A 12,229-nucleotide genomic window follows, 5' to 3' on the forward strand; every position below is an offset into this window, starting at 1 on the left:
TGTCCTTCGGTACTATATGAGCTAGGGGTGAAGAATGTGAACTTTTCATTGACAGATGAACAGCGCACCCTGCAAAAAATGGTTCGGGATTTCGCACAAAAGGAGGTTGCCCCCTTTGTTCCTCGTATGGAGCAGGGGGAATTTCCGCGTGATATCTTGCGGAAGATGGGCAGCCTGGGGCTGATGGGGATTCCGGTTCCGGAGGAGTACGGCGGTGCGGGCATGGATTTTACGTCATATGTGATTGCTATTCATGAGTTTTCCAAGGTAAGCGCAGCGGTTGGTGTGATTCTTGCCGTGCATACCTCTGTAGGAACAAATCCAATTTTATATTTTGGTACGGAGGAGCAAAAGCAGAAATTTGTGCCGCGCTTAGCAACTGGGCAACTGCTGGGTGCATTTGCTTTAACGGAGCCGAGCGCGGGCTCGGATGCCGCAAGCTTAAAAACCCATGCCGTCAAGAAGGGCGATCACTATCTAATCAATGGTTCAAAGGCATTTATTACGAACGGGGGCGAGGCGGATACGTATATCGTATTCGCCTCTACGAATCGGTCAGCTGGCCGGCGGGGGATCTCGGCTTTCATCGTAGAGAAGGGAGCACCCGGGCTTATTATCGGTAAAGATGAGAAGAAAATGGGACTGCACGGCTCACGTACAGTCCAGCTTACGTTTGACAATATGATGGTACCGGCGGAAAACCTTCTTGGTGCAGAAGGGAAGGGCTTTAATATCGCCATGGCCAATCTTGATGCCGGACGCATCGGCATCGCTGCTCAAGCGCTTGGCATCGCGGAGGCCGCGCTGGCAGAGGCTGTTCGTTACGCAAAGGCGCGCCATCAGTTCGGCAAGCCGATTTACGCGCAGCAAGGAATCTCTTTTAAGCTGGCAGATATGGCCGCAGGCGTGGAGGCCGCGCATCTTCTTGTCTATCGAGCCGCATCGCTTCGGCAACGAGGGCTTCCGTGTGCGAAGGAGGCATCAATCGCAAAGCTATTTGCATCAAAAACAGCTGTGGAGGTTTCCATTGAGGCCATTCAGGTTTTCGGCGGATATGGCTACACAGAGGACTATCCGGTCGAGCGTTTTTTCCGCGATGCCAAGGTTTGCGAGATCTATGAGGGAACGAGTGAAATTCAGCGCCTTGTGATTAGCAAGCATCTGTAGAATCGGGGGAATGAAGCATGAGATTCAGATTATCAGAGGAACATGAGATGATCCGGAAAATGGTTCGGGATTTTGCTGAAAATGAAGTAGCACCTACTGCAGCGGCGCGTGATGAGGAAGAGCGTTTTGAGCGGGAGATTTTTGAGCAAATGGCGGAGCTTGGCCTAACGGGGATTCCATGGCCGGAGGAATACGGCGGAATTGGCAGCGATTACCTGGCTTATTGCATCGCGGTAGAGGAGTTGTCCCGCGTTTGCGCTTCGACGGGAGTTACGCTATCTGCTCATGTTTCTCTAGCAGGTTGGCCGCTGTATACATTTGGTACGGAGGAGCAAAAGCAATTATACTTACGACCGCTGGCGGAGGGGAAAAAAATCGGAGCCTACGGTTTAACAGAACCGGGATCTGGTTCTGATGCTGGAGGCATGAAGACAACGGCAAAACGTGACGGTGATCATTATATTCTGAACGGCTCCAAAATTTTTATTACAAATGGAGGGGTTGCGGACATCTATATTGTATTTGCTTTAACAGACCCTGGGGTAAAGCATCGCGGCACAAGTGCGTTTATTGTTGAGGCTAACACACCGGGATTCTCTATTGGCAAGAAGGAAGCAAAGCTTGGCATTCGTTCCTCACCGACAACGGAAATTATCTTTGAAGATTGCCGCGTACCGGCTCGGAATCTTCTTGGCGCGGAAGGTCAAGGTTTTAAGATTGCGATGCAGACACTCGACGGCGGCCGTAACGGCATCGCGGCACAGGCTGTTGGAATTGCACAGGGTGCTCTGGACGCAGCGGTGGCGTATGCTAAAGAACGCCGGCAATTTGGCAAGCCAATTATTGAGCAGCAGGGCATCGCCTTTAAGCTGGCAGATATGGCGACACAGGTGGAGGCGGCAAGACTATTAACATATCAAGCGGCGTGGCTGGAATCAGCGGGGCTCCCCTACAGCAAGGAATCCGCTATGTCGAAGCTTTTCGCCGGGGATGCCGCAATGAAGGTTACAGTAGAAGCGGTACAGGTATTTGGCGGCTACGGTTATACGAAGGATTACCCGGTGGAGCGTTTTATGCGCGATGCGAAAATCACACAGATTTATGAGGGGACGCAAGAAATTCAAAGACTTGTTATCTCCCGTATATTAGCCAAATAACTTGGCGCTTTAAGGAATCGGTGAAGCGGGAGACGAGGAGGGAAGCGCAGGCTCTCTTGTGCTTCCCTTGTACAATAGGAGAGGGGAATTACATTGGGGAAACATACTGTACAAGCATCCGTCAAGGATGAAAAGCTCGTTGCGGTGCGGCGGGCGCAAATGGTCAAAGGTGCTGTAAGCCTCTTTAAAGAGAAAGGATTCCATCGGACAACAACAAGAGAAATTGCGAGGGCTGCCGGCTTTAGCATCGGTACGCTCTATGAATATATTCGCACCAAGGATGATGTGCTTTATCTTGTGTGTGACAGCATTTATGAAAATGTAAAGGAACGGCTCGATCAGGAGGCCCTCAATACAGAAAAGGGGAGCCTAGAAAGCTTGACAGCAGCTGTGGCCAGCTATTTTAAGGTAATGAATGAATTTCAAGAAGAGGTTCTGATTTTATATCAGGAAATGCGGTCTTTACCAAGTGAATCCATTAAGTACATTCTCGGAAAAGAGATGGAAATGGTTGCGATGTTTGAAACCATTTTACAAAAATGCGTAGAAAACGGCGAATTCCTCTTAACGAAGCGGGAGATTGATGGGATTGCCCATAATATTTTCGTACAAGGACAAATGTGGGGCTTTCGTCGCTGGGCGATGCAGAAGCTATATACGATTGAGGAATACACAGATTTGCAGCTTAGGTACCTATTGAATGGTGTTCGAATGAAGGATATCTAAAAGGAATAGGGGAGTGAAATATGGCTGTAATTCAAGTATACCGTCCGACATACAAGGTTCGTTTTGTAACAGCCTCTAGTTTATTTGATGGGCATGATGCTTCTATCAATATTATGAGACGAATTCTGCAAGCAAGCGGAGCGGAAGTCATTCATCTTGGCCATAACCGTTCCGTAGAGGAGGTTGTCAACGCGGCGATTCAAGAGGATGTGCAGGGAATTGCTGTGTCATCTTATCAAGGCGGGCATGTAGAATACTTTAAATACATGTATGATCTTCTTCAGGAAAAAGGAGCGAACCAAATTCGGATTTATGGCGGCGGCGGAGGTGTCATCATTCCGCGGGAAATGGATGAGCTGCATGCCTACGGTATTAGGAGAATCTTCTCACCAGAGGATGGGCGTCGTCTTGGATTGCAGGGGATGATCAATAAAATGCTGGAGGAATGTGATGCCCCGACCACGCGGGACGTCATGAATATAACGAAGCAGATCGACTTAGACGATGCAAGTACTGTTGCAAGACTCATCACCCTGGCGGAGGAAAGCGTTGGAAAGGGGAGTGAAATCATTGCTTCATTAGGCGAGTGCGCCAAGGGCAATGCGATTGTGCTTGGGATTACGGGAACGGGCGGTGCTGGAAAAAGCTCCTTAACAGATGAGATGATCCGCCGTTTTTTGCAGGAAATCGATGATATAAAAATAGCAATCCTCTCGATTGATCCAACGAAGCAAAAAACAGGCGGAGCCCTTCTTGGCGACCGCATTCGGATGAACGCTATTCACTCTCCGCGCGTCTACATGCGCAGTCTTGCTACAAGGGAGTCGCGATCGGAGCTCTCTCTTGCGATTCAGGATGCAATTACGGTTGTCAAAGCGGCAGGATTTGACCTAGTTATTGTTGAAACGAGCGGTATTGGTCAGGGAGATGCAGCCATTACGGATTACAGCGATTTAAGTATGTATGTTATGACAAGTGAGTTCGGGGCCCCGTCTCAGCTTGAGAAAATTGATATGATTGATTATGCAGACCTCATTGTAATTAACAAGTTTGAACGCAAAGGTTCAGAAGATGCGCTGCGTCAGGTGCAAAAGCAGTACCAACGAAGCCATATGCTGTTTGAGCAGCGGCTGGAGGAAATGCCTGTATACGGAACGATTGCGAGCCAATTTAACGATGCGGGTACCAACACTGTATTTCTGAGGCTGCTAGAGCTCATCAATAGGAAAGCGAATAAGAATTGGAAACCAAAAACAATCCAAGCAGGTTCTGTACAAAAGCAAAATATGATTATTCCGAATGACCGCCGCTACTATCTGCGTGACATAACCGATACAGTGCGCAATTATCATAAGAGTACAGAGGAACAGGGGAAGGCAGCGGAGCGCCTTTTTCAAATTGAAGGTGCGGTAAAGGCGATCGAGGAGCAGGGGGCAGATGCCGCTGCTATTGAGACGCTGCAGGCTGTCAAGATCAGCTATGAAAATAGTCTTTCACCAGAAGCGAAGCGGATTCTGGATACGTGGGATGAGGTAAAGGCGAAGTATGCGGCGGATGAATTTGTCATCAAGGTGCGTGATAAGGAAACTCGGACAAAATTAAAGGTGAAAACGCTTTCTGGCACGGAAATCCCGAAGGTCGCGCTCCCAAAATACAGGGATTACGGGGAAATATTACGCTGGGTACGCAAGGAGAATGTCCCGGGTGAATTTCCGTATACTGCAGGGGTGTTTCCGTTTAAGCGCTCTGATGAAGACCCGAAGCGGCAGTTTGCTGGTGAGGGGACGCCCGAACGTACAAATCGCCGTTTTCATTACCTATGTCAGGAGGATCAAGCGAAGCGCCTGAGCACGGCATTTGATTCGGTTACGCTATACGGAGAAGACCCGGCGCATCGTCCGGATATTTTCGGGAAAATTGGTGAAAGCGGTGTGAACGTTTGTACACTAGATGATATGAAGAAGCTGTACAGCGGCTTTGATTTATGCGCGCCGTCCACATCGGTATCAATGACGATTAATGGACCAGCGCCAATCATTTTAGCGATGTTTATGAACACAGCAATTGAGCAGCAGATCGAAAAGGCAGAGCAGGAGCTTGGCCGTACGATAACTTATGAAGAATCTGAGAGAACCAAAGCGCAAACCTTGCAGCGCGTTCGCGGCACGGTGCAGGCGGATATTTTAAAAGAGGACCAAGGGCAAAATACATGCATTTTCTCCACCGAGTTTGCGCTGCGGTTAATGGGGGATATTCAAGAGTACTTTATCCAGCATAAGGTACGCAATTACTACTCTGTATCCATTTCCGGCTATCATATTGCAGAGGCTGGCGCAAATCCAATTTCCCAGCTGGCGTTCACGCTGTCAAATGGCTTCACCTATGTAGAGTACTACTTAAGCCGCGGTATGCATATTGATGACTTTGCGCCAAATCTATCATATTTTTTCAGCAATGGACTTGATGCGGAATATTCGGTAATTGGTCGTGTGGCGCGCCGCATTTGGGCAATTGTGATGAAGGAAAGATATGGCGCAAACGAAAGAAGTCAAAAGCTGAAGTACCATGTGCAAACGTCTGGCCGCTCCTTGCATGCGCAGGAAATTGCCTTCAATGATATTCGCACAACGCTTCAGGCGCTTATGGCACTGCATGATAATTGCAACTCCCTGCATACAAATGCGTATGATGAAGCTATTACAACACCGACGGAGGAATCAGTACGCCGAGCGATGGCCATACAGCTTATTATCACAAAGGAGCACGGCTTAACCAAAAATGAGAATCCGCTGCAAGGCTCCTTCATTTTAGAGGAACTGACAGATCTCGTGGAGGAGGCTGTTTTGCAGGAATTTGAGCGTATTAATGACCGCGGCGGCGTACTCGGTGCGATGGAAACACAATACCAGCGCGGCAAAATTCAGGATGAATCTATGTATTATGAGATGCAAAAACATACGGGAGAGCTGCCGATTATCGGAGTGAATACGTATCTAAACCAAAATGAGGCATCAGAAGAGAACATGAACAACATGGAGCTTGCCCGCGCTTCATATGAAGAAAAAGAAACACAAATCCGTAATTTGAAGGCATTCCAAGCACGGAATAAAAAGCAAACGGAAGCGGCTCTGGATCGGCTGAAGCAGACTGCTGTCTCTGGCGGCAATATTTTCGCCGAGCTGATGGAGACGGTCAAGTATGCGAGCCTTGGCCAAATTACCCATGCGTTATATGAAGTGGGCGGGCAATACCGGCGCAATATGTAAGAAAGCTAGCGATCTGAGGCTATCGGTCAGCGCTTGGAGGGAGGGCAAGCGGGCTGTTTTCCCTCTTTTGCTACACTTTAAGAAAAGTTTCTCTTTTCTTAAAGGAAAAGGACTCTTTTCTATAGCATATTTCCTGCTGTTTTGTTTATAATGAATAGTATGGATTTTTTTTGTACAGGCCTTATAGTAAAATGAGATTTCCCTTAAAATAAGCTAATTGGTATAAGGGCTAGTCAAATGAATCGGCGCTGGATTCTATTTCTGGCGATCGGAACGAAATGATGCAAGATGATATATGGTAAAGAAAGGAAGTGCCTCACACGTGAATCTAGAGCAATATTCTCCAGAGGAACTGAAAGAATTGTCTATGATCGAGCTTGCTTATGCGATTCTCGAGGGCAAAAAGCAGGCAACTGCATTCCGAGATATCGTAGAGGAAGTATCAGAAACGCTCGGTTTATCAAAAGAACAAGTAACGGTACGACTCGCTCAGTTTTATACAGATTTGAACGTTGATGGTCGTTTTATCAGCTTAGGTGAAAACCGTTGGGGCTTGCGCAGCTGGTACCCTTACGAGCAAATTGAAGAAGAAGTATTGCCGCAGCCGAAACCGAAGAAGAAGCGCAAAGTCGATGAGGATGAATTTGATGACTTCGCAGCCGAAGATACAGATTATGAAGATACTGATGATCTCGATGACCTCGATGAGATGGAAGAGGATGTTGACTTCATCGATGATGAAGATGAAGACGAAGACTTGATTGAAGACGAAGACTTGATTGAAGACGATGAGGAACTCGACGACCTGGAAGAGGAAGAGGAACTTGAAGAGCTAGAAGAAGACTTCGAAGAAACAGAAGAAACAGAAGAAGAGGAAGAATTGTAGTTCTTGACTTTTCTACATAGTGTAGGTACAATCATTTTTGGGCTCTTTAAAAAAGCAAAAACATGTACGTTGTTTATATAGAAAGAGAATTGCTCCCTATTTTGAAACACTAACAGTATAGGGTTAGCAATTTTCTTTTTTTATTTGGGTAGCATAAGTTTAGGGCATGTCTAAATCCCTGTGCAAGAAAGCCCTGCTATGTATCGGCAAGCAGCCTGTGGGCGGGGATGGTTATTTTTACGGAAGAGAGCAAGGGTGAGCCGTTAGGCGAAGACAGAGGCGTAGTTGCACTTACACTGTATTCCTAAAACTTCCCACTACGTCAAATGGCTTCTAGCTGGAAATTTATACTTTCCTACAGTGTAAATAAACGAGCTGCTCCTTACATACTGCCGTAATAAGCGGCGTATTAAATAATAGATGTGATACGACGGAAGGGAGAACATTCATGACTAAGTATATTTTTGTAACAGGCGGTGTAGTATCGTCGTTAGGAAAAGGGATCACTGCAGCATCTCTTGGAAGATTATTAAAAAATCGCGGGTTAAATGTTACAATTCAAAAATTTGATCCTTACATCAATGTTGACCCAGGGACAATGAGCCCATATCAGCATGGAGAAGTATTTGTGACAGGTGATGGTGCAGAAACGGATCTTGACCTTGGCCACTATGAGCGTTTTATCGATATTAACTTAACGAAGCATTCGAATGTTACAACAGGTAAGGTATATTCTACGGTTATTCAAAAGGAGCGCCGCGGCGATTACCTAGGAGGGACAGTGCAGGTTATCCCTCATATTACCAATGAATTGAAAGAGCGCGTATACCGTGCGGGCCGTGAAACAAGTGCGGATGTAGTTATTACAGAAATCGGCGGCACAGTTGGCGATATTGAATCATTGCCGTTCTTAGAAGCCATTCGTCAAATTAAAAGTGATATCGGCCACAATAATGTAATGTACATTCACTGTACTTTAATTCCATATATTAAAGCGGCAGGTGAAATGAAAACAAAGCCAACGCAGCATAGCGTAAAAGAGCTTCGCAGCTTAGGTATTCAGCCGAATATTATTGTTGTTCGTACAGAAATGGCGGTTTCTCAGGATATGAAGGACAAGCTTGCCTTATTCTGTGATATTGATCCGAAGGCAGTTATTGAATGTCGTGATGCTGATACACTATATGCTGTGCCATTGGCGCTTCAGGACCAAAAGATGGATCAAATTGTTTGCGATCACTTAAAGCTTGACTGCAAACCGGCAGAGATGGAAGAGTGGAAGTCACTTGTTAATAAGGTTCGCAACTTATCTAAAGTCGTGAAGATTGCTTTAGTAGGAAAATATGTAGAGCTTCAAGATGCTTACATTTCCGTTGTAGAATCACTTCGTCATGCGGGCTATGCATTTGATGCTGATATTGACATTCAGTGGATTAATGCTGAGCATGTAACTGCCGAAAATGTACAAGAGCTTGTAGGAGATGCAGATGGTATTCTTGTACCAGGTGGTTTTGGTGACCGCGGCATAGAAGGTAAAATTGTTGCGACGCAATATGCTCGTGAACATCATGTACCATTCCTTGGCATTTGCTTAGGCATGCAGCTGGCATGTATTGAATTTGCACGAAATGTAGTAGGGCTTCAAGGAGCAAACTCCTCTGAAATTAACCCAACGACACCGTACCCAATTATCGATTTGCTTCCAGAGCAAAAGGATGTAGAAGATCTTGGCGGAACGCTTCGTCTTGGCCTATACCCTTGTAAGCTTAGTGAAGAAACAAAAGCATTTAATGCATACGGTGAGCCGGTTGTATATGAACGTCATCGTCATCGTTATGAGTTTAATAACCAATATCGTCAAGAGATGGAGAAGGCGGGCTTTGTTTTCTCTGGTACAAGCCCAGATGGTCGCCTAGTCGAAATTATTGAGCTGAAAAACCATCCTTGGTTTGTAGCATCTCAGTTCCATCCAGAATTTTTATCTCGTCCAACAAGACCGCAGCCGTTGTTCCGTGACTTCGTGCACGCGTCTTTAATTAATACAGAGAGCAAGTAATAGTAAGAAGAGCGGGCACTGAAAAAGTCCGTTTAAAGAGAAAAAGAAGCTGATCGTCTACATATGTAGAAGATTAGCTTCTTTTTTTGCTTTAATTTTAGGAATGATTCGCTTTTTACATCGTAAAAAAGTATAAATTCCCAGTTGGAAGTTCATTCGACGTAGTGGGGAATTTTAGGGGTACAGTATAAGTGCAACTACGCCTCTGTCTTCGCCCAAGAGCAGGGCTCGCCAATCGGCGAGTTTTCTTTATGAACAATTTACTTGACAGGGTGCATACATTTGTATACATTAGGTATATAAATGCTGTATACAAATGTATACGAAAGGGTGTGTAGCAATGAAGGATTTTGATGGTCATATGAAAGGTGAAAAGCATAGGGGAGGGAGACATAAAGGAAAGCATCATCATCATGGTGCTCAAACCTTTCGCCGAGGTCGAGCACTTGAGTTTTTAGAAAGACTAAAGGTAAAAAGTATCACATTAAAACAGCAGCTAGAAGCACCAGAGTTCCAAGAAATTAAACCAATTATTCTTGGGGAATTAAAAGCGATTGAGTTGGTGATTGACGAATTTACCAAGCACTTTGAACTCCATGAAGTCGAAGATACGAATCCAAAAACGGATCAAACAGAGAAAGAGGAAGAAAAAGGACCCTTAGAATGAGCCAATTTTGAAAAGATTATCTAGCCAAAGGAGCAAAGTAAGTATGTGGGGATTAAAAACATATATCAGGCCTTACTGGAAATACGATATCCTCGGGCCGCTCTTTATGATATTTGAAGTATTTTTGATTTGCTCCAGCCCACATTAGCAGCGCATATTGTTAATTTTGGAGTGTAGAACGCAATGTCCACGTTATCCAGCAAACGGGATTGATTATGGTGTTGGTGGCGCTACTTTCATTAGTAACGGATGTTGGATGTAACATCTTTGCAAGTCATGCCTCTCAAAATGTCGGTGCAGACATTAGAGAGGCGTTATATTTATGGAGATGTTAGAATTGAAGAAAAAAAAGCTTTATAAAATAATAAGGGAATATGAAAAAGCCATCTAGCTTGTAGGAGATGCTTCTTTGCCTGCCAACATTACGTGGATTTACAAAAGAAAAAATGCCTCAATTCAGTCACGCTAAGAACCTATTTCTATATGTCATAAAGTGTTTTGCAGGGATGACATATTGCAAAATTCTCATTCAGGACCTTGTGACCTACTCTTTTCTAGACATATCGAGCCTGTCTGTCATAAAGCATGCTTTTTGACAGGAGCCACACATAAAAAATACCTTATGTTATTGTTGTTTAAAAACGTTAGTCATATTATTCCATTTAAGGACCAGATTATGGAACATCTAGTTGATAAGAAAAGCTATTGAATTTATTGTAATCTATGGATTTTGTTGGGTATATATTAGAGAATGCTTATTTAGGGTAATAATTGCTCTTTCGTTTCTTTCTATTAACATAGATTACAGGTGGTGCATTGTGAAAGAATTAATATTCGTCCAAAATAAAAAAAGAATCCTTATGAAATTTGCATTTTTAAAAAAGGATATAGTGCTTACCATTTCACTGATACTGGCAGTTGTAAGCTGTTTTATATATCCGCCAAGGCTCGAATATATTGATTTTAAAGTGCTGATCAGTTTATTTAATCTAATGGTGGCCATAAAGGCCTTTGAAGAGCTGAGGTTATTAGACAAATTTGCTGTTGCTATATTGAATAAATGCAATAACAGCAGGACAATATCCGTTATTCTGATTTTGTTATGCTTTATTTGCTCGATGTTTGTAACGAATGATGTCGCTTTGCTCACCTTTGTACCAATAACACTTGTCATTAGTAAAAAGACACAAATGAATATGATGGATACGATCATCCTGCAGACAATTGCGGCAAACATCGGAAGCAGCCTGACGCCTATGGGAAATCCGCAAAATTTGTACATTTATTCTTACTATGGAATTAAGCCCATCCCATTTTTTGGTTCAGTCCTGTTATTAGCTGTGCTTGGCATCAGTTCGTTGTTTATATTTACTCAAAAACTTCGTAAAACAGAATTAAAAATAGAACTTCCTGTTACTACCATAAGAGATCGAAAAAAAGCTGTAGTCTGGAGCCTGATACTTGTCATTATTATCGCGTCTATTTTTGGAGCCATCAATTATTACATTGCGCTAGTAATCACATTGATGACAGCATTTATTTTGAATAGAAAATTACTATTTAAGATTGATTATCTTCTTCTGATAACCTTTGTCTGTTTTTTTATTTTTATTGGAAATATATCTAACTCAAATGAAATGAACACATTTGCTCGCGCTAATTTAAGAGGAGGCACATCGGTCTTTTTTAGTTCTATAGTTTTGAGTCAATTGATCAGCAATGTGCCTGCTTCAATTCTCCTGTCAAACTTTACTTCTGATTGGAAACCCTTATTATTAGGAGTAAATATCGGAGGACTTGGAACAATTATCGCGTCTTTAGCCAGTGTAATCTCTTATAAACTATTCATTCAGGCCAACCGTAAAGAGAGCAAAAAGTTTTTAATCAAATTCAGTGTTTACAACTTTTCGTTTTTAGTCATACTTGCATGTATACAATATTTCATCTTTAAATTTCTAAGAATCTTTTAAAAAAATGATTACCGAATGAGGAATGGATTTTACTCCGACCTTTATAATAATCAGCTGACACAAGGGAATGTAGGTTGATGATGCTAACATTCTTAGATTTGTTGCAATGTTTTTTCAAGTGATCGAAGGTTTGCAGCCTTGTACTTGGATACCCAGAGATGACTCCAGATGCCAGACCAAGAACACCTGCACGAGAGAAATTAACGTTGATTGATAGTATGGAATTGAAATATTATAAAAATTTAAATTAAACCTTCAGTGGCAGAGAGAATGTTGTGGAATGTCAATTTGAAAGCAAATATGAACACCTTTCCATCAAGGATGTGGACTGACA

The 12,229-nt window shown here is 43.7% G+C and carries 8 protein-coding genes; all 8 read left to right on the forward strand.

All coding sequences use genetic code 11. The features are described 5' to 3' along the window. Positions 1 to 36 precede the first annotated feature (36 nt). Positions 37 to 1,167, forward strand: a complete 1,131-nt coding sequence (locus AAHB12_RS07025; RefSeq protein WP_129727468.1) for an acyl-CoA dehydrogenase — start codon at positions 37 to 39, stop codon at positions 1,165 to 1,167. A 17-nt stretch (positions 1,168 to 1,184) separates the two neighbouring features. Beyond that, on the forward strand, positions 1,185 to 2,324 hold the full coding sequence (locus AAHB12_RS07030; RefSeq protein ID WP_342044762.1) for an acyl-CoA dehydrogenase: 1,140 nt from the start codon (positions 1,185 to 1,187) through the stop codon (positions 2,322 to 2,324). A 93-nt stretch (positions 2,325 to 2,417) separates the two neighbouring features. Next, positions 2,418 to 3,050, forward strand: coding sequence for a TetR/AcrR family transcriptional regulator (locus AAHB12_RS07035; protein ID WP_342044763.1), 633 nt, complete (start codon positions 2,418 to 2,420; stop codon positions 3,048 to 3,050). A gap of 20 nt (positions 3,051 to 3,070) precedes the next feature. Then, positions 3,071 to 6,316 carry a fused isobutyryl-CoA mutase/GTPase IcmF gene (icmF, locus tag AAHB12_RS07040; RefSeq protein ID WP_342044764.1) on the forward strand — a complete coding sequence of 1,082 codons (3,246 nt, stop codon included), beginning with the start codon at positions 3,071 to 3,073 and terminating at the stop codon, positions 6,314 to 6,316. A gap of 322 nt (positions 6,317 to 6,638) precedes the next feature. Then, on the forward strand, positions 6,639 to 7,202 hold the full coding sequence (gene rpoE, locus AAHB12_RS07045; protein ID WP_342044765.1) for a DNA-directed RNA polymerase subunit delta: 564 nt from the start codon (positions 6,639 to 6,641) through the stop codon (positions 7,200 to 7,202). A 448-nt stretch (positions 7,203 to 7,650) separates the two neighbouring features. Further along, complete coding sequence (locus tag AAHB12_RS07050; protein ID WP_129727473.1) at positions 7,651 to 9,258, forward strand: CTP synthase; 1,608 nt, start codon at positions 7,651 to 7,653, stop codon at positions 9,256 to 9,258. A 340-nt stretch (positions 9,259 to 9,598) separates the two neighbouring features. After that, on the forward strand, positions 9,599 to 9,925 hold the full coding sequence (locus AAHB12_RS07055; RefSeq protein WP_246040202.1) for a hypothetical protein: 327 nt from the start codon (positions 9,599 to 9,601) through the stop codon (positions 9,923 to 9,925). 818 nt (positions 9,926 to 10,743) lie between these two features. Beyond that, a complete protein-coding gene (locus AAHB12_RS07060; RefSeq protein WP_342044766.1) occupies positions 10,744 to 11,895 on the forward strand; it encodes an SLC13 family permease in 1,152 nt (383 codons plus the stop codon). Positions 11,896 to 12,229: the final 334 nt, after the last annotated feature.

It is taken from the genome of Bacillus sp. OTU530, assembly GCF_038440375.1.

What these genes read in the sequence shown, in the direction of transcription:
- AAHB12_RS07030 (WP_342044762.1), top strand. Translation starts at nt 1,185, where the DNA reads ATGAGATTCAGATTATCAGAGGAACATGAGATGATCCGGAAAATGGTT.
- icmF (WP_342044764.1), top strand. Translation starts at nt 3,071, where the DNA reads ATGGCTGTAATTCAAGTATACCGTCCGACATACAAGGTTCGTTTTGTA.
- AAHB12_RS07050 (WP_129727473.1), top strand. Translation starts at nt 7,651, where the DNA reads ATGACTAAGTATATTTTTGTAACAGGCGGTGTAGTATCGTCGTTAGGA.
- AAHB12_RS07055 (WP_246040202.1), top strand. Translation starts at nt 9,599, where the DNA reads ATGAAGGATTTTGATGGTCATATGAAAGGTGAAAAGCATAGGGGAGGG.